The following is a 24,672-nucleotide window of genomic DNA, read 5'->3' on the forward strand; positions in this document are numbered from 1 at the left end:
GGATTCGGACATGTGCGGAAGGTTGAGCCAGGGGCTGACTTGGCGGGAACTGCATAGTCTCTACGACCTGCTCGCCGACGCCCCGCCGGACGAGGTGCGCCCGCGCTGGAATGGCGCCCCAACCCAGGACTTCGCCGCCTGCCGGCTCAGCGACGATGGGCGCCGCTCTATCTGCCGGCTTCGCTGGGGCCTGATCCCGTTCTGGGCCAAGGACGCGAAGATCGGGTCCAAGCTCATCAACGCCCGCGCCGAGACGGTGGATTCCAAGCCTGCGTTCCGCAGCGCGTTCAAGGGCCGGCGCTGCCTGATTCCCGCCGACGGCTGGTTTGAGTGGGTTCGCGAGGGCGGCGGCAAGTCCCCCCGGTTCCTTTCCATGGCCGATGGCTCCAAAGCCTCCTTCGCCGCGCTATGGGAGCGCTGGGACGGCGGCGGGAACGTCATTGAGTCGTTCACCATCATCACCACCGAGGCCAGCCAGGAACTCGCCCACGTACATCCGCGGCAGCCCGCGATCGTCGAACCCAGCCGCTTCGACGACTGGCTGGACCCGGATGCGCCCAAAAAGGCGCTGCTGGACATCGTGCAGCCAGCGCACCCCGGACCTTACGAGGTCAGGCGCGTCAGCCACCTGGTCAACAATGTCCGCAACGACGGCCCGGAGGTGCTTGAGGTGCAGTTAACAGGCTAGAAGAAATCCCAATTCTTGCGTAGCTCCAGATGGATAATGCGACCGCGCGTGTCCACGCGGCGTGGGTCCCAGGGCTGCCCGAAGCCGTCGAAAAACGGGAAAGGCCTGTTGGTGACGTTGCGGGCGCCAGCGAACACTTTCCAGCCGCTATCGCCGAATTCATAGCTTCCTGTCAGATCAAAGGTCAGGTAGTTATCTACGCGATCCTGCGGACTGCCGAAGAAGCCGCCATTGATGTAGCTACTGGAGTAGTTGGCGGTCAAATTCAGGGTCGTCGAGGCTTGGCTCCAGTCAAGGTAAACCCTTCCCTTCCAGCGCTCCGGCCCCTGATACGTCCCATGCAGATCGTCCGGTTCGAGGCCAGGCGCCAGCACATCGCTCAAACGCGGACTCAAGGTGCCTTCCGCCCCGAAGGTGAAGTATCCCCACTCGCCGCTATCGAACTGATAGCGAAAATTCACGTCCAATGCCTCGCTGTAGCGCTGGGCGATATTGATGGTAAAGACATTCATGCGCACGATATTGCCGTTGGCGTCCCGCTCTAGAGCGCCGGGAATATTTACAAATAGTTCAGGATAGGAAAATGCCAGGAAACCACTGGACCCAAATTTGTTCGTGAACTCAGTATCCAGCCAAGTAACACTCAAGAACAGGCCCTCCAACATCCCTCCAGGCTGCCACTCGAAACCCATGGACAAAGTTTCCGCAATCTCCGGCTCAAGATCCGGATTGCCGGTGGAATAGGTATCCGGGAAGAGCACTCCTGCGTCCGGGTTCAGAGGGTCCCTAATGCCATAGAAGTTGTATGGGCCGAACGCGACCCTGAACAGAGTGTTGGAATCCGGAGGAGCGAAAGACTCACCGAGGGAAGCGCGCAGTTTCAGAGAACGCACCGGATACCAGGCCAACTCGTACTTGGGGGAAATCCGGTCATACGTTTTTTCCGTGCTCGGCGCGTCCAGTCCGTCGAACGGCCCGGAGAACGAATAATCGTCACTGCGGAAGGCTACCTTGAAGCCCAGAGAATGGAAACCGGGAAGACGGTTGTCCTGACCCACCAGCGGCACACCCAACTCCATGAAGAAAGACGTAATCTCCTGCTCCGGTTCCGTAATCAGAAAGATATTTCCCCGCGAATCATCCTCGGAATAGTCCAAACGTTCCGTGCGGTGCTCAGCGCCGGCGGCCAATCGGGCGCTGCCCCCGGGAAGGTCGAACAAAGCACCGTTGGCCGACAGCAGGTAGTTTTCCTGTATGGAGAAGTTCCAGTTGGCGTTAAAAGGGTCGCCCTCCAGGAAAAACGGTTTCACCAAGTCGGCCACCGCAGCCGGACTTTGCGCCGTACCGTTGCCGAACGGATTGATCACCTCATCTATGGGCAAGGGATTGCCCTGGTCGTCAACGCCGGCAACCCGCTGGGCCAAAAGCTCTGCATCCACATCGTAGAGTAGATACCAACTGCCTTCCTTGCCGCGCGACGCGGTAAACTCACCCACCCAATCCCGGAACGGAAGGTCGAAGTCCACTCCCAGGGTAATGCGGCGGTTGTCCTGATCGCTGTCATTGCTGATCGGATCCATGATCCCAGCCGAGGCTTCCTGAATGAAATTGTAAGAAACCACGGTATCCAGGAACGGGTGCGCAGGAATATCGTTGTACGGGTTCGTGGCCGGAACGACGCCGGCATAAGAAACCGGGCGACGGGTAGCCCATGAATCGGAGAAATCGAAAGTGAACTCGCCAAACAGCTCTAGAGCGCCGGACATGAGCTCCTGGTTTACGGTCAGGTGGCCCGACAGGCGCTCCCCGTTATGGGTCGGAGAGAGGCTGACGTCAGTAGCGGCGGCGTCGTACGGCACCAGGTTATCCGTCGAAAGCGCTGCATAAACCCCGTTTGTGCCATCATTCCCGGCAGGCAGCGCGCCCAAAGGCTGCAATACGAAATTATAGAAACCGAGCGGAATACCGTAGCCGACAACACCAGGCTGTCCGGTCAGCCAAGGTGCATCGGTCGGGGTGCGCCCGTCCTGTCCGCCGCGAGAGGTAAAGTCCAGAGTTGTGTTCCCTGCCTTGGCCGCATTTATTGCCGTGGTTTCGGAGTAACTCAACGACAGGGACGCCCGCCCGCTATCCCAGGTAGTGGCCAGATTCTGCTCGAAGCGCCACGAGTCGCCTTCGTTGGCGCCCATATCATAGCGGGCGCGGGTTTCGCCGCCTTCGTAGTCATCCCGCAGAATAAAGTTCAATACGCCGGCCTGCGCGTCAGCGCCATAAATTGCGGATGCGCCGTCGGTCAGCACTTCGACCCGCTCAATGGCGGCAAACGGAATGCCGTTCACATTCACTGAACCATTGCCGAAACTGGAGGCCTGCGGCCAGCGCCGCCCGTTGACCAGAATCAAGGTAGACTGCTCTCCGAAGCCGCGCAGGTTGACCATGGATTGCCCCTGGGCGTCTATCGAAACAATACTGTTATCGAGGGCTCCCGCTGCGTTGATCTCGCTGAAATTCTGCGGCAAGGAACGGATCACATCCTCCACCGAGCCCAGCCCGCGCCGCTTGATGTCGTCCATAGTCAGCACCAGGATCGGTGAGCCGGATACGACGCCGCGCAGCCGCGATCCGGTAACGGCCACATCCTGCAATTCCAGGGCCTCTTCTTCCTCCCCTCCCGAACCTTCCTGGGCTGGTGCGGAAATTGCTGAAAGCGCCAACGCGCATAAGGTAATGGCAGGCACAAGAAACCTGCGTCGCAAACTTGATCGAGCCATGGCTCCCCCCTCTTGAACTATGCACCAAACCGGGCTCGCCCCGGTCCGGGATTCCGATTCCCCTAACCCTACCATAGGGGGGGGTGTGGCGAGGGCTCAGAGCGTGAGGCCTAACCGGCGGGAGAGCAGCGGACGTTGTCGATGAGGCGGGTCCGGCCCAGCCAGGCGGCGGCCAGAACTACGAATTCGCAGGCGCCGGACGGGGGCGGCGAGGCGAGGTCGCCGGCCCGGCGCACCGCCACGTAATCCGGCGCGAAGCCTTCCCGGCGAAGGCGCTCCATGGCCTCCTGCTCGATGTGGGCAAAGTTGCGCTCGCCGGTTCGCAAGCGGTCCGCGCACTGCTTTAGGACGGCGTGCAGGGTTGGCGCGATGCGTCTTTCCTTTTCGCTCAAGTAACGATTGCGCGAACTCATGGCCAAGCCGTCCTGTTCGCGCGTGATCGGCCCCTCGATAACCTCCACGGGAATGTGCAGATCTTCGACCATGCGGCGCAGGATGACCAATTGCTGGTAGTCCTTGCGTCCGAATATCACCGCATCCGGCAAAGTGATCATCAGCAGACGGCTAACGACTGACGTTACGCCGCTGAAGTGCAAAGGCCGGTGCGCTCCGCAAAGCTCGGCGGACAAGCCCGGCACTTGCACTTGGGTCAGATCGTCAAGGCCTCTGGGGTAAATGTCCTCCACGCCGGGAGCGAACAGCAGATCCGCTCCGGCCTCGCGCAGCAGCGCGGCGTCGGCGGCGAGGTCGCGCGGATAGCGCTCGAAATCCTCGCCCGGGGCGAATTGCGTCGGATTTACGAAAATGCTCGCCATCGAGCGCCCCGAACGGCCTGCCAGCCGCACCAGGTTCAGGTGGGCCTTGTGCAGGGCGCCCATGGTGGGCACCAGCGTCACTTTCTCACCGGCATCCCGCCAGCGCCTGACCTGCGCGCGCACTTGCGATTTGGTATTGCAGATTTGCACGGTCGCGCGATGAAGCTCTGCGTTGGCCTTTGACGTTGCCCAGCTGCGGACCGGAAGCGCCGCGGGCGCCTCAGGAAAAGCAGTGCTCGGGCGCCGGATACTCGCGCGACTTCACGGCCGCCACGTAAGCTGCGCAAGCTTCCAGCGGGTCGCTTGCCTCGTTGATGAAGTTGCGCACGAAACGCGGGAGCGGCCCCTGGGTAATGCCCAGGATGTCGTACAAGACGAGGATCTGACCATCCACGTCCGGCCCCGCGCCGATGCCGATCACGGGTACGCGACATTGCTCGGCAACCGCCTTCCCCAGCTCGTTGGGAACGCACTCCAGTAACACTAGGTCGGCGCCCACTTCCTCCAGCCGCCGAGCGCTCTCGATCATTTCCCTGGCCTGCTTCGAGTCACGCCCATGCACCTTGAAACCGCCGATCTTGTGCACGGACTGGGGCCGTAGCCCGATGTGAGCGCATACGGGTATATCGTGCCGCGCCAGGTGCTCCACGACCTTGCTCTGGCCCATGCCACCTTCCAGCTTGACCATCATCGCTGCGCCCTCCTGCATAAGGCGCACCGCGTTGTCGAGCGCCTGCGCCGGCTCGGTATAGCTCATGAACGGCATGTCCGCGACCAGGAAGGCATGCGTCAGCGCCCGCGCTACGGTCTTGCTGTGATAGACGATGTCGTCCACCGTAACTGGCACAGTCGTGTCGTGCCCCTGGATGACCATGCCCAGCGAATCGCCGACCAGCACCAGGTCCACGCCCGCCTGATCCACGAGGCGCGCAAAGCTGGCGTCGTAGGCCGTCAAGCAGGCGATGGGCTCGTCATCTTTCTTCATGCGCGCCAGGGTGCTCACGTTCACCGGCGGCTCACGCATGTCGCGCTGCTTTAGCTGAACGTACACCTATGCCCTCCCGAAATCGCACATCTGAAGCATGTTGCCAGCAAGTCAGGCCACCAGGCCGCTGGGATCGAAATAGGTGCGCCCGCCGGTAGTGCGCTCCATTTCCGTGAGCAGCAGTTCCAGGTGCTCATCGTTATTGGCGAGGTCGATGGATTCGGTGTTCACGATCAGCACCGGAGCCGCATCGTAGTCGAGTATGAATCGCGCCATCGCGTCGTTGAGATTTGCTAGATAATCGGCAGTGATGCGCCGCTCCATGGGAACACCGCGGCTGGCGATGCGCTTGAGCAGCGTTCGCACCGGCGTTTGCAGAAACACGACCAGGTCGGGAACCGGCGGATCGCTGGTCACGGCCTGGCGCACCATGTCATAAACCTGCAGCTCGTCTGAAGCCAGGTTGCATTCGGCGTAAACCCGGTCGCGCTCAAGCAGAAAATCACTGATCCGGGTGGTTGGAAACAAGTCATCCTTCTTGATGCGTTCCGCGAGCTGCGCGCGGTGCAGCAGGAAATACAACTGCGCCGGCAACGCGGCTTGGTCCACTCCACCGTAGAAGCGCTCCAGAAACGGGTTGCCATGCGGCGCCTCCACGATCAACTCGCCGTTCATGCGTTCCGCCAGCCAATGCGCCAGCGTCGATTTTCCGGCCCCTATGCAACCCTCCACGGCGATGTAGCGGCCTGCAGCGTTTGATTCGCTCATCTTCCGCCTGTTTTCCGCGGCCCGTTGCCGGGCTTGCCGGCACGCCCCTTGCGGCGCTTCGACCAGGAACGCGACGGCGCTGCTCCGGCCCGCGCATCCCAATAGCGCACCGCCGCATCGTCCACCTCCCCCAAACGCTGCCGCAGGCACAACAGCCGGTAGGCGGAACGAAACAAGGGATTGGCCAGAATCTGTCCCGGCCGCCGCGGACGAGGCGACTGCAGGGTCGCTTGCCGCGCCAATACCTCTTCCATATCAGCCTGCATTTTTCGCGTCGGCTTGAGGCCGTAGCCGGCGTCCTGGATAACCGCGCGGAAGGCATTGGCGATCCGGCCGTGGGTCAGCGGCTTGCCGCCTGTCGAACCGATTTCGAGGCGCATGGATACGGCGCCCCAGAAGAACACACACATCAGGAAGGTCAGACTGGCATGGCTGCCTTCTTTCAAACGCTGGTCGGTCGTCTCCAGCGCAGCGTCCATGTAGGCCTGCGCGCGCGGCTGCGCGTCCATCCATGCCTGGAGGAAAGGAAACAGCTCGAAGAGCAGACCGAAGCGCTGCAGTTGAGCGAAACTGGCCCGCGCATGGCCGCCAAGGAAGAGCTTGCGAACCTCCTCAAGGAGACGCGCCGGAGGTTCCGAACGCAGCAGCGGCGCCATTCCCGGAATCGGTGTGGCGCAGCGTTTGTCCAGGGTGCAATCGAGCTTGGCGGCAAAGCGCGCCGCGCGCAGCATCCGCACCGGATCCTCTTCGTAGCGCAGCCGTGGTTCCCCGATCAGGCGCAGCCGGCGTTGCCGAATATCCTTCAGTCCGCCCGTGTGGTCAATGATTCGTCCGTCCGCATAATCCCAATACAAGGCGTTAACGGTGAAATCGCGCCGCAGAACATCTTCTTCCAAGCTGCCGAAACGGTTATCGCGCAGAATTCGGCCCTGGGCGCCGCGCACCACGGCGCCTTCGGAACCTTCCGCACCGGTGCCGGAACCACGAAATGTGGCCACTTCGATGTATTCACGCCCGAACATGACGTGCGCCAAGCGGAAGCGGCGCCCGATCAGAATGACGCGGCGAAACAGCTTCTTGACCTCTTCCGGGCGCGCATCGGTGACTATGTCGAAGTCCTTCGGGCGATGTTCCAGGAGCAGGTCCCGAACGCCGCCACCCACCACGCAAGCGCGGTGTCCGGCCTGGTGCAAACCCCGGAGCACCTTGAGAACATGGGACGGGAAGCGCCGCGCGTGAAGACGCGGTTCGCCCGATTGGATTTTGAGCGCCGTTGTTTCGATCGCGGTCGAGACTCCAGCCAAAGATAGCGCGGCGCGCCTTCGCAGCGCACCAGATTTCGGCTGCCTATAATAGCTTACGGCGAACAGGCTTGCGCCAAACGCCAAGGCTGCGCTCCCTTCGTCTAGGGGTCAGGACGCCAGGCTCTCAATCTGGAAACAGGGGTTCGATTCCCCTAGGGAGCGCCAATTTCCTTGTTCCAGTCCGTCACCTTCACGGACCGGACGCGCGGCGCCAATGCAGCCGGTCGGCGCGCAGCAAAAGCATTGCAACGGCCAAGCCGAGCGCCAGGGTTGGCGTCCATCCGGCCAGCCAGGGCGCCACGCCGTATAGCTGTCCGGCCTCGGCCACCCCCCGATTGGCAAGAAACCAGACCAGGGCAACGCCCAGGCCTACCGCAGCGCGCGCGCTGCCTCCCAATTTTCTGCGGTTGCCGAAGACCAACGGTAAGGCCAGCACGCACATCAGGGCGACAGCAGCCATCGTGGCGAGGCGCGAGTGGACTTCGAGGCGGAAGCGCCGGTCGTCGAGCTGATTCGCTTCAAGATAGCGCGCATATCGAAGCAGCCCGGTAATCCTCATCAATTCGGGGCGTAATTCCACCAAGTCCACTATTTCGGGACTCAGGCGCGTCTCCATGATCCATTCATCGCGCACCTCGACGCGGGTCTGCCGATCCTCGATAGCTGTTTCCTCGTAATCCCTGAGCTCCAACCTGCCGTCTTCGTTGATCCTGGCGCTTCGCGCCCGTCCCCATGCAGTTATCCCCTGCTCGCCCAGGCGAAACAGGAAGGCACGGGCTTCGTCGTCCTGCTCGCCGCTCGGACGCAGGTTCAGAATCAGGTCTCCGTCGCGCATCCACACGCTTTCTCCCTGCGCCAGTGCAGGCGTCTCGCTCAATGCCGCCACCCGCATGCGCTTGCCGAGTGCGTGCATGGGCGGGGCCAACGATTCGCCCACAAAGAATGCCAGCAGCAGCAGCAGGGCGCCGGCGCTCCAGACCGGCACGGAAAGCCGCAGGACCGATATCCCGGAAGCCCTGGCCACGGTCAGTTCGTGGTGCGCCGAAAAATTTCCGAGGGCGAGGAAGGAGCCTATGATCGCGGCGGCAGGCAAGGCTTCGAAGGCGAACTGAGGGAGGCGCAGTGCACTGTAGGCGAGACCGTCGAGCAGCGTGTACTGCCCTTGGCCCGCAGACCGCGACTGCTGTGCAAATTCCACGAACAGCGAAAGCGAGAGCAGCGCCAGCAGGGCCACCAGCGCGACCGGCAGTATTCCGCGCAGGATGTAGCGGTCGAGGAGCGTCATGCGACTTTGGGCGCGCCAAGGCCGCGCCGCCACCCTCGCAGCCGGTGGGTATGGCCCAAGTTGAAATAGGCGGCGGCAGCGCCTGCCAGCAGCACATGCACCCACCAAACGCCCAGCCAGGCCGGCGTAAACCCCTGCGTGGCCCAGGAAAGCGCTGCGGTTACCAGGTTGGTGTAGATCACGTAAACCAGCAGCGCCCAGGGCAGCGACGCGAAGCGACTCTGCCGCGGCAGCCGGCGGCTCAAAGGCAGCGCCATGACGGCGAGAATCAGCAGCACCAAAGGCGCGGACATGCGCCGCTGGAATTCCAGTTGCGATTCCAGGTCGCCCTTGCGCAGCAAATCGAGCGTATGCGCAGCATCCATGCCCAAGCTGTCCGCCTCGATGTCCGGCATGCTGGCGGGAATGCCGTGCTCGGCAAAGCGCACCACCCGCATCTCGCTTTCGCCCGGCCATCCGTCGTATAGCAGGCCGTCCTGGAATGTCACCATCCGGACCAAGGGGTCGCTGGTTTCCTCAAGTTTCATGCTGTCGGTCACGATCACCTGCATGCGTCCATCCACCTGCCGGTGGGCAAAGACCCGCTGCAAGCGCCCTTCGCCGTCCGCCCCTTCCGCATACACCACGCCCTGACCTCCCAAGGCCACGAAGCGTCCCGGCTCCAGCCGTCGCAGGTCGCCCAGGGAAGCGGCCTCGCGTTCCATGGCATCGACAGCGCGGCGGGCATCCGGCGCCAGGTCCAGCGTCATCCAGCAAGCCAGCGCCGCCACCGGAACGGCCAGCGACAACACCGGCAAGAGCTGCGCACGGGCGCCGTAGCCGCAGGCCATGGACGCCGGGAGTTCGCTATCGCGATACATCCTTCCCAGCGCCAGCAACAGGCCGAAGAAAAGCGCCGCAGGCATGATGACGGGTAGGTATTGCAGGCAGGTATAGCCGATCATGGGCAGCACCGCATCCCGCGGCAGGCTTTGCGAGGCGGCCGCCGACAGAATTCGAACGCACTGATTGGTTGCGAGCAGCACCAGCAGCGCCGAAAGAGCGCCCGCGAAATGGGCCAGCGCCTCGCGAAACAGATAGCGGTCGAGTATGCGCGTCATGCGCTGCCGGCAGAAGCCTGCGCCGCTGCGCCCGGCTGGGCAAAAGCAATAGAATTGGCCGCCATTACCGCAAGCGCCATTTCAGTGGGAAAGCGGATCGGATTGATCGTTCAAGAGGCGAACGCATGGAATTTCATATCACTAACGACAAACTCGACAGTTTACAAGCCGATCTGGGGATTCTGCCCGTGTATCAGGACGGCAAGCCTTCCAGGGCGGCGGCCGGACTGGGCCGGAGCCTGCAAACACGGATAGCGCAAGCCATGGCGTCCGGCGACATTCAAGGAAAGCCCGGAGAGACTCTGCTGCTCACGGAAACCGGCCGGATGGGCGTCAAGCGACTGCTGCTGACCGGCTTGGGAAAAAAGAACAAGCTCGACGCCAAGACCTGGAACAAGGCCCTCAGCGCGGCGGTGCGGCGGGCCGAACGCTCGGCGTCCGCGCACGTGCTGGTACTGCTCGGCCTTGAGGAAGTGCCCGGGCTCGACGAAACCCGGAAGGCGCGCAATTTTGCCGAGCAATGGCACTACGCGGCGTACCGCTATACGGCCACCCGCAAGGCCGAAAAGGATGCCCGCCCGCAAAACCGCAAACTGACCTATGCAGTGGCGGACAAGACCGTAGGCGCAGACGCCGGATTGGGACTGAAGCAAGGCCAGGCAATCGGCCGGGCCCGCAATTTCGCACGCGAGCTCGGCAACCTGCCCGCCAATGTCTGTACGCCCGCGTATCTGGCCAAGGAGGCCCGCAAACTGGCCGGGCGCGGCACTCGGGTAACGGCCAAGATTCTGCTCGAAAAGGAAATGAAGGCCCTGGGTATGCACTCATTGCTGTCGGTTTGCGAGGGCAGCCAGCTCACACCACGCCTGATCGTGTTGCATTACAAGGGCGCCGCCGGCGACGTTCCGCCGGTTGCGCTGGTGGGCAAGGGCGTGACTTTCGACACGGGCGGCATTTCGCTTAAACCGGGGCGCGCCATGGACGAAATGAAGTTCGACATGAGCGGCGCCGGTTCGGTGCTGGGCGCGATGCAGGCGGCGATTGAACTTGCGCTGCCGATCAATCTTGTCGTTGTGGCGGCGGCGGTCGAGAACATGCCCAGCGGTCGGGCGACCAAGCCTGGAGACATCGTCAAGGCGATGTCCGGCGAAACCATCGAGATCCTCAACACCGACGCCGAGGGCCGGCTGATACTGGCCGACGCGCTCTACTATGCGCTGCGCTTCAAGCCGGCCAAGATCGTTGATGTGGCGACACTCACGGGCGCCTGCCTGATGGCGCTGGGCAGGCATTACAGCGGCATGTTCACGAAACACGATGCGCTGGCCGAAGAGCTCCGCAAAGCCGGCCAGGATGCGGGCGACCCGGTGTGGCGGCTTCCCATGGGCCCCGAATACATGCCGGAACTGAAGAGCAATTTCGCCGACATGGCCAACATCGGCTCGCGCTTCGCAGGGGCCACGACGGCGGCCTGTTTCCTGTCGCGTTTCGTGAAGGACGCCAACTGGGCGCATCTTGATATCGCGGGCACAGCCTGGAAGACCGGCGCCAGCAAGGGCAGCACCGGGCGGCCGGTGCCGCTGCTTGCCGAGTTCCTGCTCGCGCAATAGCCGCCCGGAGCGCGCCGAACGAGAGATGCGAACGAATCGCCGAGCTGTCGGACCGGACGGCTTCGGATCATGAGCAAGGCCCCGCAAGAGCCGCTGGCGGAGCGCTACCAGCCGAACGAAATCGAAGGCGGCAACTACCGGCGCTGGGAACAGGCCGGCTACTTTGCGCCGTGCGGCGATGGCCGCCCGTTCTGCATCGTTATCCCGCCGCCCAACGTGACCGGCAGCCTGCACATGGGTCACGCCTTCCAGGATACGGTGATGGACGCGCTTACGCGCTACCGCCGCATGCAGGGCGACTGCGCACTCTGGCAGCCTGGCGTGGACCACGCAGGCATTGCCACGCAGATGGTGGTGGAACGCCAACTGGAAGCAGAGGGTCTGAGCCGCCGCGAAATGGGCCGCGAGGAATTCCTGCGGCGGGTTTGGGCCTGGAAGGAATCATCCGGCGGCCGGATCGGCGCACAACTGCGGCGGCTTGGGGCCTCGCTGGACTTCTCCCGCGACTGCTTCACCCTCGACGAGGCGCGCAGCCGGGCGGTAATGGAAGCGTTCGTGCGCCTGTATGACGACGGCCTCATTTACCGCGGCCAGCGGCTCGTGAACTGGGATCCCGTCCTGCAGACAGCCTTGTCGGACCTGGAAGTGGTTTCCAGCGAGGAAAACGGGCGCCTGTGGCGGCTGCGCTATCCGCTCACGGACGGCAGCGGCGCGGTGGAGGTGGACACGACGCGCCCCGAAACCATGCTCGGCGATACCGGCGTGGCCGTGCATCCTGACGACGAGCGCTACCGACAATTGATAGGGCGAACACTGCGTTTGCCCCTGGTCGGGCGTGAAATCCCGATCGTGGGGGATGCGGCCGTCGATCCCGAATTCGGCACCGGGTGCGTAAAGGTCACTCCCGCGCACGACTTCACCGACTACGAAATCGGCCGCCGCCATGCGCTCCCGGCAATCAACATCCTGACTCCGCGGGCGGTCCTCAACGATAGTGTGCCCGCACAATTCGCGGGCTTGGAGCGCCAGGCCGCGCGCGATGCCGTGGTGCAGGCGCTGCGGGACGAGGGCGTACTGGTGGGCGTGCGGGAGTACCGCCATGTGGTGCCCAGGGGCGACCGTTCGCAGGCGGTGCTGGAGCCTTTTCTCACCGACCAGTGGTTCGTGCGCGCCGCGCCGCTTGCCGAACCGGCAATTGCGGCGGTGGAGGACGGGCGTGTGCGTTTCGTGCCCGAAAACTGGTCGGCCACCTACTTCGAGTGGATGCGCAATATCGAGGACTGGTGCATCAGCCGCCAGTTGTGGTGGGGACACCGCATTCCGGCTTGGTATGGGGCCGATGGAACCGTTTTCGTGGGCCGCAGCGAAGAGGAGGTGCGTCAGAAACACGGGTTGGGGCAGGATTTCGCCTTGCGCCGCGACGACGATGTGCTGGACACCTGGTTCTCCTCTGCGCTCTGGCCTTTCTCGACGCTGGGCTGGCCGGACAAAACGCCGGAGCTCGATCGTTTCTACCCGGGCAGCGTACTCGTTACCGGCTTCGACATCCTGTTCTTCTGGGTCGCGCGCATGATCATGATGGGTCTGAAGTTCATGGGCGACGTGCCGTTCAGGGAGGTTTACGTGCATGGCTTGATCCGTGATCACGAAGGCCAAAAGATGTCGAAATCTCGAGGCAATGTGATCGACCCTCTGGATCTGATCGACGGGGTGGAGCTTGATGCACTGGTGGCCAAGCGCACCGCCGGCCTGATGCAGCCGCAGCTTGCGCCCGCAATCGAGAAGGCTACGCGCAGGCAGTTTCCGAGCGGCATCCCCGCCTTCGGCGCCGATGCCGTGCGCTTCAGCTTCGCCGCCATGGCCAGCACCGGACAGGACATCCGCTACGATCTGGATCGAACGGCCGGCTACAGGAATTTCTGCACCAAGCTCTGGAACGCGGCACGCTTCGTGTTCATGCAGCACGACGCGGACGCGGAAGAAGACGGCTCCGCAAGCGGCGCGCATCCGCAACAAGAGCTGTCGTCTGATAGGCCAGCGTTTGCCCGCGAAGCCGCAACAACCTTGGACCGCTGGATCGTGTCGCGTCTGGGCAAGGCGCTGGATGCAACCAGCCGCGCCCTGGATAGCTACCGTCTGGACTTGGCGAGCCGCGCGATGTACGACTTCGTCTGGCACGAATACTGCGATTGGTGCCTGGAACTGGCGAAGCACGTGCTGGCCGCCGGCGACGAGCGGGCGGCAGCGGCCATGCGGCAAACACTAATGAAGGTGTTGGAAGCGGCGCTGCGCGCCCTGCATCCGATCATGCCTTTCATTACCGAGGCATTGTGGCAACGCGCCGCGCCCCTGATGGGAACCGCCGGCGACAGCGTGATGATCGCGCCCTGGCCGGAGGCTTCGGAGTTCCCTGCAGACGCGGAGGCCGAGGCGGAAATCGAGTGGCTGCAGGGATTCGTGCTGGGAATCCGCCAGATAAGGGGCGAGCTTGATCTGCCGCCGGGCCGGCAACTGGCGGTTCTGGTGCAGGGAGCCGAGGATCGCGACCGCCAGCGCATGAAATCCTTGTCCGGCCTTCTGCATGCCATGGCGGGACTCAGCGAACTGTCGGAACTACCGCCCGACACCGAACCGCCGCCGTCCGCCGTTGCCCTGCATGGCGACCTGCGGCTTCTCACTCCGCTTGCCGGCGTGATTGACCCCGCCGCAGAGCGGGCCCGACTCGAGAAACGCCGCGCGCAAGCCAGCAAGGCTTTCGAGGCAGCCGAGAGAAAACTGGCCAATCCACAATTCCTGGCCAAAGCTCCGCCGGAAGTGGTCGCAGGTGCAAATGATCGCCGCGACGCGCTGGCGCGCGACCTGGAACGGCTGGCCGAGCAACTTCGACGGCTCGACGCCATGCAGACCGGGTAACACTCTCGAACTGACTCGCTTGCGACGTGGCAAGACGCCGCCGGATAGTACACTTGACCTGAATCGGTTTCGCGCGCCGCGCGGGAGCAAGCAGTGGCCGAACGATCATTCGCAAGGGAAGTCGAATTATTGCGCTTGGGAGCGGGCGAGGAATTCCGCGGCGAAGGCATTCTGGCAGTCACCAAGGCGCTGCTGCAATCGGGCGTGGCGTATGTAGCAGGCTACCAGGGCGCGCCCGTTTCACACCTCATGGATGTGCTGGCCGACGCGGGCGAAATCCTTGATGAACTAGGGGTGCACTTCGAGTCCAGCGCGAGCGAGGCCACGGCCGCTGCCACCCTGGCAGCCTCGATCAACTATCCCCTGCGCGGCGCGGTTACCTGGAAATCGACGGTCGGCACCAATGTGGCCAGCGATGCGCTGGGCAACCTTGCCTCCGCGGGCGTCAAGGGCGGCGCCCTGATCATCCTCGGCGAGGATTACGGAGAAGGCTCCAGCATCATGCAAGAGCGCACGCATGCTTTCGCCATGAAGTCGCAACTCTGGCTGCTGGATCCCAGGCCCCGGCTGGACCGCATCGTAGCGGCGGTTCAACAGGGCTTCGAACTCTCCGAAGCCAGCCATACGCCGGTCATGCTGATGCTGCGAATCCGCGCCTGCCATTTATACGGGCGCTTTGTTGCAAGCGACAACCGCCGCCCGGCGTTTACGGCCAAGGACGCGCTGAACGCGCCGACGCGCGATCCGTCGCGCATCATCCTGCCGCCCTACACCTACGCGCAGGAACAGGAAAAGGCGGAACAGCGTTGGCCGGCTGCAGTGCGCTTCATCCAGGAGCGCAAACTGAACGAGTTCATCGACGGTCCAGAGAGCGAGCTCGGCATCGTGCTGCAGGGGGGACTCTACAACGGTGTGCTTCGGGCACTGGAGCGGCTGGGGCTGGCCGACAACTTCGGCGTTTCGCGCGTTCCCTTGTATGTGCTGAATGTGACCTATCCGCTGGTGGAAGCAGAATTCGCGCGATTCGCCGCCGGCAAGCGCGCGGTCCTGATTCTGGAGGAAGGCCAGCCGGAGCATATCGAGCAGGCTGCGAACCAGTTTCTGCGACGTGCCGGCCTTGATGCACGAATCGACGGCAAGGGTCCGCTGCCGATGGCCGGCGAGTACACCGGCGCCGTGCTCGAAGAAGGGATCCGAGCGTTTGTGAGCGAGCATGCGCCGCGCCTGCTCAATTCGGCCCGCGAGCAGCCGCTGCTGCCGGCTTCGCAACTGGCTTCGGCAGTTCCCCAGCGGCCTTCGGCACTATGCACGGGTTGTCCCGAGCGGCCGCTTTTCTCTTCGCTGAAACTGCTGCAAAAGGAGATCGGCCCGGTGCATGTGAGCGCGGACATAGGATGTCATTCCTTCGCCAGCCTGGAACCCTTCAATCTCGGCGCAAGCATTCTGGGCTACGGCCTCGGAAGCGCAGCAGCTTCGGCGCTGCATAGCGGCACGGAAAAGCGTCCTGTATCCATCATGGGAGACGGGGGCTTCTGGCACAACGGCCTGACCAGCGGTATCGGCAATGCCGTGTTCAATGCGCACGACAGCGTCACGATCATTGTCGATAACGGTTATGCCGCTGCCACCGGCGGTCAGTGGGTTCCGTCATCAAAAATGGATTCGTCCCGGCGCACCGGGCGGCTGCCGATTGCCGACGCAGTGCGCGGCGTAGGTGTGCGCTGGGTGCGCAGCCTGAACACCTACGACATGCGCGGCACGCTCAAGGTACTGCGCGAAGCCATGAGCACCCGCGAGAAGGGGCCCAAGGTGATCGTGGCCCAGGGCGAGTGCCAGCTCAATCGCCAGCGGCGCATCCGCCCCGTTCTCAACCGCTTGCGCAAGGCCGGCAAGCGGGTCGCCCGCAAGCACTATGGGGTGGACGCCGACACTTGCACCGGCGACCATTCCTGCATCCGCCTGTCCGGCTGCCCGTCGTTAACCGTGAAGGCCAATCCTGATCCGCTCAGACGCGCGCCAGTGGCGACCGTGAACAACGATTGCGTGGGCTGCGGCGTATGCGGCGAAGTGGCCCACGCGGCGGTTCTATGTCCGTCGTTCTACCACGCCGAACTGGTGGACAACCCCGGGCGGCTGGAACGCTTCATGCAGCGCCTGCGACGCGGGCTTATCGGTTTTCTGCAAAGGCGCAGCCATCGCAAACGGGCGCTGGCGTGGTAGCGGGGGAGGCCGCTCCACAAGTCTTCAAGCTGGCCATCGCCGCGCTCGGCGGCCAGGGGGGCGGTGTGCTCACGCAGTGGCTGCTCCATGCGGCCGAGGCCAGCGGTTTCATAGCGCAATCAACTTCCGTACCGGGCGTCGCTCAGCGAACCGGCGCCACACTCTACTACCTGGAATTCTTCCCGCGCGCGGCGGCTGAGAAGGCCGAGGCCGAGCCGCTGCTGGCGCTGATGCCCAGTCCGGGCGATGTGGACTTGGTAGTGGCCTCGGAACTGATGGAAGTCGGCCGCGCCATGCAGCGTGGGCTGGTGACGCCGGATCGCACCGCACTGATCACTTCGACGCACCGCGAGTACACGATCGGCGAAAAATCCGCGCTGGGCGATGGAATCGCCGATGGCGAAACGGTCATGGAAGTGGCCAGGGTCATGGCCCGGCGGCTGATTGCGTTGGATATGGAAACCTTGGCGCGTTCGCACAACAGCGTAATCAGCTCGGTCATTCTCGGCGCCATGGCGGGGTCGGGCGTCCTACCCTTCCCCGCCGCTGCCTGCGAGCAGGCCATCAGGGCGGGGGGCAGAGCCCTGGAAAACAATCTCGCAGCCTTCGAAGCGGGACGCGTGCGCGCCGCAGCCATTGTGGAGGCGGCAGCGGATCCGGGGGCAAAGGACAGCAGCGATAAACAAGACGGCACGAAATCGAAAGCAGCCGCAACGCCCGCCTTCGAGCCTGTTCGGGCGCCCCGAAACCCGCGCGCCAAGGCGCTGATGGCGCGCATATCCAGCGAATTCCCAAGCAATTGCAGCGATATCCTCGGCATTGGCGCGCAGCGTCTAGTGGACTATCAGAACCACGCCTACGCCGGGCTCTACCTGGACCGGCTGCTGCCGATTCTTGAACTCGATAGCGACACGCGTCAATACGCACTGCTTACAGAAACCGCCCGCGGCCTGGCGCTATGGATGAGTTACGAGGACACCGCCCGGGTGGCCGACCTCAAGACCCGCGGTTCGCGGTTCGCGCGGGTGAACGCGGAAGTGCGCGGCGGGCAGAGCCAAATAATGCGCATCGTCGATTACCTGGCCCCGCGCGTGGAGGAGATCTGCGGTAGCCTACCTGCATGGCTGGGCGGGCCGTTGCAGAGGTGGAAATTCACGCGCAGGCTGATAAGTGTGTTTGCCGGAGGCAAGCGAATTTCGACCGACCGGCTTTGGGGCTATCTGCTGATGCGGTCCATGGCGCGCACGCGCGTTTGGCGCTTGAGCACATTGCGCCACCGCGAGGAGGATCAGCGAATTCGCGAATGGCTGGCCACCCTGGCCGGCCTGGCTCCCCGCGATTACGAGCTGGCCGTGGAATTCGCCGCCTGCCAGCAGTTGGTAAAGGGCTACGGCGAAACCTACGAGCGGGGCTTGGGACGCTACCAGGCCATCGAGAATGCGCTGGACGCGCTGCAGCGGGGAGTAAACCCTGCTGCGCAGGTGCGCGAACTGCGCGAAGCCGCGCTGGCCGATGAAGAAGGCAAGGCCTTCGCCAGCGCGCTCGCGCGCCTGTGCGAAAATTCGCCTTCCACTGCTTCATAACGCGAAAGCAAACCCGCGTCGGAGACACCGATATGAAATTGCTGCTGCAAAAGATTGCGAATTCCGGCGCGCGCGCGCTCAACCTGCTTGGAGCCGGCGCGTGCGCGGTGCTGTTCGGCTACGCGCTATTTGCCGAACACGTGCAAGGCTTCGCACCCTGCCCGCTGTGCATTCTGCAACGAACCGCAGTGGCAGGCATGGGGGTGGCCTTCCTCCTCGCCGCGCTACACCGGCCCGCCGGCGCATTCCGGCACGCGCACTCTGCACTCTGCACCAGCATCGGCCTGGCCGGGGGCGGCGTGGCCATACGCCATCTCTGGATACAGGCACAACCCGAAGGCAGCGTTCCTCCCTGCGGCGCCAGCTTCGACTTCATTCTGGACAACTTCGGCGTGATCACCGCTGTTCGCGAGGCCCTTACCGCCTCCGGCGAGTGCGCTGAAGTCGATTGGGCATTCCTCGGTCTCGCCATGCCCGGCTGGGTGCTGATTGCGCTCCTGGCTCTCTCCGCCTGGGCCATTTGGGCCAATTCCTTCGCCCGCCGATAGCTCGCAAGCCCCGCCGCATTCCGGAATTCCGGATCGTGCCGGAGAAGCATGCAGGGTAGCTTTCCAAGCCGCTCAGCCTATGCGGCTTTCGCGGCGGGCGCGGCGGCGGCGGCACTGGCATTCCTGCTTGCCGGCTGCGGAACGCAGAGATTCGTTGACGTAGATGCAGCCAGCCAGAGCAGTCGCATCCGCCACATCGTGATTCACTTCACGAGCGTGGATTTTGCCGAATCGTTGCGATTGCTGGCCGAGCCCGAGGGGCGCGTCAGCACCCATTACCTGATTCCGCAACCAGGCGACGCGTCCTACTCCCGAAGCCGACTCAAGGTGTTCCGCCTGGTTGACGAAAGCCAGAGTGCCTGGCATGCCGGGCAAAGCTCCTGGGCGGGCGCGGGCGCCCTGAACGCGAGCTCCATCGGCATTGAGCTCGTGAATCGGTCCGCCTGCGAACCCCTCGGGCTCGACGCTCGGCCACCATGGGAACGTTGCCGATTTCTGGAATTCGACGCCAATCAGATCGCGCTCCTCATCGAGCTGCTCGCCGATATTCTCAACCGCCATCCCGGTATCCGGCCCGTGAACATCGTGGCGCACTCGGATATCGCGCCCGGGCGCAGGCTGGACCCCGGGCCGACGTTCCCGTGGCGCCTGCTGCATGAACACGGCATCGGCGCCTGGCCCGACGAAGCCGCCGTAGCGCGCCACCGGGTGCATTTCGAAGCGACACCGCCCAGTTTGGACCTGTTGCAGCGCGCGCTCGCCGCCTACGGCTACGCCATTGAGGAAACCGGCCAGCTTGATGCGCGAACGCGAGCCGTACTGGTCGCGTTTCAGATGCACTTCCGCCCGTCCGACTGGTTCGGGCAGCCCGATATTGAAACAGCCGCCATCCTGTTTGCGCTGCTCGAAGAATACCGCCCAAGGGCGTTCGCGCGACTGCTCGGCGAGCGGCCTGCGCGTGATAGGGTGGCGGCTGAAGAAAGGGAGAAAGGCACTTGAGCGAAACCATCAACGCCATTGTCGCGCGTGAGCGAGACGGGAAAGTGACCGGCCAACTGGAGCAGTTGGCGGTGCATGAACTGCCGGATGAGGATGTGCTGGTGCGGATCAGCCATTCCACGCTCAACTACAAGGATGGTCTGGCAGTGAGCGGCCGCGGCCGGATCTGCCGGCGCCTGCCGATGGTGTGCGGAATCGACCTGGCCGGCGAGGTGCGCGAATCGCGCGATAGCCGGTTCCGGCCCGGCGATCGGGTGCTGGTGAACGGCTATGAGCTATCGGAGAAATACTGGGGAGGCTACGCGCAACAGCAGCGCCTGAAGGGCGACTGGCTCACGCCCGTGCCCGACGCCTTCACTACCGAACAGACCATGGCGCTGGGGACTGCAGGCTACACGGCCATGCTGGCGGTTCATGCTATACAGGACGCCGGAATCGAGCCGGAGGCAGGGCCGGTGCTGGTGACCGGCGCGACGGGCGGCGTGGGCTCCGTGGCAGTTCTGTTACTGGCTCGCCTCGGGTATCAGGTGACCGGCGCGACCGGGAAGCCCGAAGGCGCGGATTTTCTCAAGTCGCTGGGTGCGTCGGAAACCGTCGCGCGCGAGGAGCTGGCGCGCGAATCGCGTCCGCTGGAGTCGGAGACCTGGGCCGCGGCGGTGGACGCTGTGGGCGGTACTACGCTCGCCACTGCGCTGGCGCAAACGCGGCGCGAAGGTCTGGTGGCGGCGGTGGGGCTTGCCGGGGGCTTCAAGCTGCCTTGCACGGTAATGCCGTTCATACTGCGCGGGGTTGCGCTGCGCGGAATCGATTCGGTTATGGCGCCGCAGAAGCGCCGACGCCGCGCCTGGAATGCTCTGGCAAAGCTGATCGACCCGCAGCAACTGGCCCGCATTTCCCGTGTCGCTCCCATGTCGGAACTGCCGTCGTTGGCGCAAGATATCGTGGACGGGAAAATTTCCGGGCGCGTAGTGATCGACATCAACGCCTGAGCAAGCGGTCAACGCCCAAACCACGCGCTAAAATCCGGCGCATGAGCAATTACGATCTGAGCGGCAAGGTTGCGCTCGTTACGGGCGCCGGGCGCCCCCGGGGCCTCGGCGAAGGTATTGCTTCGCGGCTGGCGGAATGCGGCTGTAGCGTGCTGATTTCGGACCTGGGCCAATCGCCCGGCGAACACATGCCGGACAAGCATATCGGCGCCACCGAGTCGATGGAGGGTGTTGCGCATCGTATCCGCGACAAGGGCGGAACAGCGGAAGCCTGGCCGCTGGATGTGCGCGACGAATCGCAAGTGGCCGCGGCGGTTAACCGCGCCGTGGAGCGCTTCGGCCGCCTGGACATTCTGGTGAACAACGCCGGAATCGGCTACCTGATAGCGGCTTGCACCGAACTGCCCGAAGATCAGTGGGACGCGGTGCTGGACGTGAACCTCAAGGGGCCGTTCCTGTGCACGAAACATGCCGCGCGCCAGATGATCAAGCAAGGCGATGGCGGGCGCATTATCAATATCGCCAGCCAGGCCGCCAAGTCGAGTTTCCCCCACATGGCCGCCTACACCGCCTCCAAGCACGGCTTGGTGGGTTTGACCCGCACCTGCGCGCTGGAGCTGGGTCCGCACGGCATTACGGTGAACGCGGTGTGCCCGAATCACGTCACGACCGGGCTCGGCGCCGCGCAGAACGACTACTTCTCGAATCATTTCGGCCTGACCCTGGAGAAATACCTGGACAACATACGCGCCCGCAATCCGATGCGCCGCGAGGGCAAGGTAAGCGACACAGCCAACGCCGTGGCCTTTCTTTGCTCCGAGCAGGCCATCTATATCAACGGCGATTCGCTTAACGTGACCGGCGGCGAGGAGATGCACTAACCCGCCGAGTTTGAATCGGAGGCGCCACGGTAATCACACGGCGCACCCAGCAAGGAGGACTCCACCCATGATGCAAGAAAAAGACTTTTTCAAAGCCCTGGAAGCCGCCCGCCAACCGCAGCATGGCGGCGGACATCCGTTCAGCCGCTTATGGGCACAGGGCGCGCTGTCGCGCGAACAAATCGGCCAATACGCGGTGCAGCACTACTACTACATTGCCCCGATTCCGCAGCAGTTCGCTGCCCTATATGCCCGGCTGCCGGACCTCGACGCCCGCCAGCACCTGCTGGAAAACCTGTTGGGAGAGGAAATGCCGGACACACCGGAAAAGCGTCACCCCGATTTGCTGGTCAAGTTTGCGGAAGCCTGCGGTTTGTCGCGCGACGACGTCGTGGACGCGGACCTGCGCGACGAGATTCTCCCCACCACGCGCGCAATGCGCGCCTGGATCTGGGAACTGTCCACGATTCGGCATCTGGCGGAGGCAGCAGCAGGCATCATGGTGGCGCTGGAAGGCCAGTTGCCCACGCTCTATCCGGCCTACGTCAATGCGATGCGCAAGATGGGCTTCAGCGATGACGACATGGAGTTCTTCCACGTGCATATCGAGGGCGATACCGAGCACGCGCATGTGGGCCTGGAACTCACGGCGCGCTACGCCACCGACGCGAGACTGCAGGAACGGGCGATCGCCGCAGTGCGCGCCTCGGCGGGCTTGCGCTGGAGCATGCTGGACGGCATCCACGCCGCGCTCGTGGTCCCCAAGGCCGCCTGAGAAGTTGCTTTAGTTTCTGCAAGGACGCCTGCCGACAAAAAGCTTCACTTATCAGACACTAACAAGAACAAGTCTTTAGGAGTCTGTTGCGTGCCTGAGAGTCACTTGGGACCAGTCGTATCGGGGGACGAAATCAAGTCTGAACTCAGGCGTCGGAGGAAAAAGGACATATTCAAAACGGTCTCAGGCTCTTCGAGGGAACTTATTGCAAGGAAGGTAGAGCTTGAAGAAGCCGAGGGCTGGCAAGTAGTTCGGCGGAACATCAAGTCAACGCGAATGAAGAGGGCGAAGCCAGCCGCTGAGCAGCACGAAGACGAAGTCTGGACAATATTGGCTCAGATGGGTTTCAAAGAGATGAGCCAAGGGAGGCAGTTCGAGGTCGCAACAAAGACAAGGCCGCGCCAAATTGATGTGTTTGCCAAGGACGACGAAACTGCAGTTATCGTCGAATGCACCCGACGCGACATCCCGAGCAAGAAGCGAATGGATGTCCTAATCAACAAGATTCGCGCATATCGAGAAAGCCTGATCATGTCGGTCCACAAGGCCTACAGCCAGCAGGGAAAACACAAGCTGAAGTTCGTCATTGCCACTCGAAACATCTCATGGAGTGAAGCAGATCTCGATAAGTGTAAAGAAGCGAAAATCGCGGTTCTTGCGGATAGCGAACTTAACTACTACGCACAGCTGTCGAGACACCTTAAGTCAGCTGCTCGCTATCAATTCTTGGCGCACATGTTTGGCGGCCAAAAGATCGACGGACTTGCCAAGACCGTAATGGCAACACGCGGCAAATTGGGCGACCATACCTTCTTCACATTTCTAATTCGCCCTGACGACCTGCTAAAGATCGCGTACGTAGGCCATAAGGCAAGCCGCAATACAGAAGACCTAAATACTTATCAACGCATGTTGCAGCCGAACAGACTAAAGAAGATTGCGAGTTATATAAACGAAGGAGGCAGATTTCCAACAAACATAGTTGTCAACCTTAAAACACCCAAGAAGGAAGCTAAATTGCAGTTTGACCAGAAGGAAGGAGGCCCGGATGGGACTTTGGGCACCTTGCACCTTCCAGCCCTATATTCTTCGGCTTGGATTATTGATGGCCAACATAGGCTCTACGGCTACGCCTATGCGCGTGAGCAAGGCGGCTTCAACAAGGACTCGACTCTCCTTCCAGTACTCGCTTTCGAAAACCTACCCTCCGATGAGGAAATGAATCTGTTCATTGACATCAACAGTAAGCAGGTAAAGGTACCTAAAAATCTGCTGGTCGAGCTTTACGCTGATTTGAAATGGCAGTCGGAGGACCCGAGCGAGGCATTCCAAGCACTACTATCCCGCGTAGCCGCAAGCCTCAACAACGAGAATCAATCCCCTCTGAAGGACCGCGTGGTCGTATCTGGGACGAGAAAAACGAACAAGCGCTGCCTGACCCAGACATCGATTCAAGCAGGATTAAGAGAAGCAAGGCTTTTGGGAAACCATGTCGGCGGCGCAATCCTCCCAGGCCCTCTATCCACAGCCAAGGTGGACGACTATTCGGCGAATCTTAAGAAAGCAGTGTCAGTGCTCTCATTCTGTATGGGCTTATTTTCGAAGAATCTCTCGGAACATTGGAAACTCGGTGACTATAAGGACGAGAATCAGTGTGGGTATCTATGCACGAACATCGGCATCCGCGCTTTATTCCTATTGATCAAGGACATTGCAGATCACATTTGGAAAGAGAAAAGCGCCGAATTGTTTTACTGCGGAGCCGAAGAGACCAATGCTGTCATAGAGCCTTACCTGCAAATCTTGGTTAATCACTTCCGCAGCGCATCTGCGCAAGAATTCTTGGCCTTGAGGCGCATAGGTTCGTCGCTTTCCGCAGTCCGGCAGCAGGCGCACGAATTAGGGCTAATAGTCAGTAATCACGCATCTCACTTTAATCCTCCAGAGCTTCAAAAATACCGGGAATCCCGTGACGTAGAAGGCACAAAGAAAGCAAACGAGCAGATACTTGATATCGAAAGAAGGCTAATCAAATATGTGATTGGAACGTTGGAGCAGCACTATGGTGAGAATTGGTGGACGAAGGGAGTTCCTCTAAAGATTCGCCAGAGATGCTCTGCCGCTTGGGAAGCCCGGAATCGGGAAGGAAAAGTAGAACAGAACCTCTTCTTGATCGAATACATGGAAATATGCCAAGAGAGAGAAAACTGGGACTTGTTTAGAGATGTGATTTCGCTGGATGCCAGCGATAAGAGCAACAAGAAGGCAATGACGAAATGGATGCGCGAACTCAACGATATACGTAACTTCGTCTTTCACCCTTCACGCGGTGGCGTACTATCAAACGACCAAGTAGCGTGGATAAACCGTGTTCACTGCAAAGTAAAGGATTACTTCCCCAGGAGCTGATGGCTTCGACGACGGCAAGGAAAGCATGC

General features: G+C 62.3%; 18 protein-coding genes and 1 tRNA gene. 12 read left to right on the forward strand and 7 right to left on the reverse strand.

From position 1 onward, the window contains the following. The first annotated feature begins 10 nt into the window (after positions 1 to 10). On the forward strand, positions 11 to 688 hold the full coding sequence (locus ACWCOO_RS08975; RefSeq protein ID WP_446830648.1) for an SOS response-associated peptidase: 678 nt from the start codon (positions 11 to 13) through the stop codon (positions 686 to 688). Here the strand turns inward: ACWCOO_RS08975 and ACWCOO_RS08980 are convergent. The 5 genes from ACWCOO_RS08980 to pcnB form a co-directional block, all read right to left on the reverse strand. Further along, positions 685 to 3,459, reverse strand: a complete 2,775-nt coding sequence (locus ACWCOO_RS08980; protein ID WP_446830649.1) for a TonB-dependent receptor domain-containing protein — start codon at positions 3,457 to 3,459, stop codon at positions 685 to 687. The two genes, ACWCOO_RS08975 and ACWCOO_RS08980, sit on opposite strands and share 4 nt — an antisense overlap. Positions 3,460 to 3,569: 110 nt before the next feature. After that, entirely contained in the window at positions 3,570 to 4,424 is an 855-nt protein-coding gene (gene panC / locus ACWCOO_RS08985; RefSeq protein WP_446830650.1) for a pantoate--beta-alanine ligase, read from the reverse strand. A 70-nt stretch (positions 4,425 to 4,494) separates the two neighbouring features. Beyond that, positions 4,495 to 5,298, reverse strand: coding sequence for a 3-methyl-2-oxobutanoate hydroxymethyltransferase (panB, locus tag ACWCOO_RS08990; RefSeq protein ID WP_446832032.1), 804 nt, complete (start codon positions 5,296 to 5,298; stop codon positions 4,495 to 4,497). A 72-nt stretch (positions 5,299 to 5,370) separates the two neighbouring features. After that, entirely contained in the window at positions 5,371 to 6,027 is a 657-nt protein-coding gene (locus ACWCOO_RS08995) for a deoxynucleoside kinase (protein WP_446830651.1), read from the reverse strand. Next, on the reverse strand, positions 6,024 to 7,232 hold the full coding sequence (gene pcnB, locus ACWCOO_RS09000; protein ID WP_446830652.1) for a polynucleotide adenylyltransferase PcnB: 1,209 nt from the start codon (positions 7,230 to 7,232) through the stop codon (positions 6,024 to 6,026). Before pcnB ends, ACWCOO_RS08995 begins: the two co-directional genes overlap by 4 nt. 189 nt (positions 7,233 to 7,421) lie before the next feature. Between pcnB and ACWCOO_RS09005 the strand changes: the two genes are divergently transcribed. After that, positions 7,422 to 7,496: transfer RNA gene (locus ACWCOO_RS09005), tRNA-Glu, on the forward strand. A gap of 25 nt (positions 7,497 to 7,521) precedes the next feature. On the opposite strand, the gene lptG is transcribed toward ACWCOO_RS09005, so the two are convergent. Beyond that, on the reverse strand, positions 7,522 to 8,616 hold the full coding sequence (gene lptG / locus ACWCOO_RS09010; protein ID WP_446830653.1) for an LPS export ABC transporter permease LptG: 1,095 nt from the start codon (positions 8,614 to 8,616) through the stop codon (positions 7,522 to 7,524). After that, the gene (lptF, locus tag ACWCOO_RS09015; RefSeq protein WP_446830654.1) at positions 8,613 to 9,716 is read right to left on the reverse strand and encodes an LPS export ABC transporter permease LptF; all 1,104 of its coding nucleotides are present in this window, start codon (positions 9,714 to 9,716) and stop codon (positions 8,613 to 8,615) included. The genes lptG and lptF overlap by 4 nt, the downstream gene beginning before the upstream one ends. Positions 9,717 to 9,841: 125 nt before the next feature. Here lptF and ACWCOO_RS09020 point away from each other — a divergent pair, with 125 nt between their 5' ends. The 10 genes from ACWCOO_RS09020 to ACWCOO_RS09065 all read left to right on the forward strand — a co-directional run bounded on the left by ACWCOO_RS09020 (position 9,842) and on the right by ACWCOO_RS09065 (position 24,643). Further along, complete coding sequence (locus ACWCOO_RS09020) at positions 9,842 to 11,326, forward strand: leucyl aminopeptidase (RefSeq protein ID WP_446830655.1); 1,485 nt, start codon at positions 9,842 to 9,844, stop codon at positions 11,324 to 11,326. A 93-nt stretch (positions 11,327 to 11,419) separates the two neighbouring features. Then, positions 11,420 to 14,239 carry a valine--tRNA ligase gene (locus tag ACWCOO_RS09025; RefSeq protein ID WP_446832033.1) on the forward strand — a complete coding sequence of 940 codons (2,820 nt, stop codon included), beginning with the start codon at positions 11,420 to 11,422 and terminating at the stop codon, positions 14,237 to 14,239. A gap of 93 nt (positions 14,240 to 14,332) precedes the next feature. After that, complete coding sequence (locus ACWCOO_RS09030; RefSeq protein WP_446830656.1) at positions 14,333 to 16,459, forward strand: thiamine pyrophosphate-dependent enzyme; 2,127 nt, start codon at positions 14,333 to 14,335, stop codon at positions 16,457 to 16,459. Further along, a complete protein-coding gene (locus ACWCOO_RS09035) occupies positions 16,453 to 18,042 on the forward strand; it encodes an indolepyruvate oxidoreductase subunit beta family protein (protein WP_446830657.1) in 1,590 nt (529 codons plus the stop codon). The genes ACWCOO_RS09030 and ACWCOO_RS09035 overlap by 7 nt, the downstream gene beginning before the upstream one ends. A gap of 32 nt (positions 18,043 to 18,074) precedes the next feature. Beyond that, on the forward strand, positions 18,075 to 18,590 hold the full coding sequence (locus tag ACWCOO_RS09040; protein ID WP_446830658.1) for a disulfide bond formation protein B: 516 nt from the start codon (positions 18,075 to 18,077) through the stop codon (positions 18,588 to 18,590). A 48-nt stretch (positions 18,591 to 18,638) separates the two neighbouring features. Continuing rightward, entirely contained in the window at positions 18,639 to 19,589 is a 951-nt protein-coding gene (locus tag ACWCOO_RS09045) for an N-acetylmuramoyl-L-alanine amidase (RefSeq protein ID WP_446830659.1), read from the forward strand. Beyond that, positions 19,586 to 20,578, forward strand: coding sequence for an MDR family oxidoreductase (locus tag ACWCOO_RS09050; RefSeq protein WP_446830660.1), 993 nt, complete (start codon positions 19,586 to 19,588; stop codon positions 20,576 to 20,578). The genes ACWCOO_RS09045 and ACWCOO_RS09050 overlap by 4 nt, the downstream gene beginning before the upstream one ends. 41 nt (positions 20,579 to 20,619) lie before the next feature. Continuing rightward, positions 20,620 to 21,459 (forward strand): SDR family NAD(P)-dependent oxidoreductase, encoded by an 840-nt coding sequence (locus ACWCOO_RS09055; protein ID WP_446830661.1) that lies wholly within the window; start codon positions 20,620 to 20,622, stop codon positions 21,457 to 21,459. Between the two features lie 67 nt (positions 21,460 to 21,526). Next, positions 21,527 to 22,234, forward strand: coding sequence for a TenA family transcriptional regulator (locus ACWCOO_RS09060; protein ID WP_446830662.1), 708 nt, complete (start codon positions 21,527 to 21,529; stop codon positions 22,232 to 22,234). Positions 22,235 to 22,324: 90 nt separating this feature from the next. Then, positions 22,325 to 24,643: a DGQHR domain-containing protein gene (locus ACWCOO_RS09065; protein WP_446830663.1), complete on the forward strand. Its 2,319-nt coding sequence runs from the start codon at positions 22,325 to 22,327 to the stop codon at positions 24,641 to 24,643. Positions 24,644 to 24,672 lie beyond the last annotated feature (29 nt).

It is taken from the genome of Candidatus Foliamicus sp. (genome assembly GCF_965221325.1).
Lineage (GTDB): Bacteria > Pseudomonadota > Gammaproteobacteria > Steroidobacterales > Foliamicaceae > Foliamicus.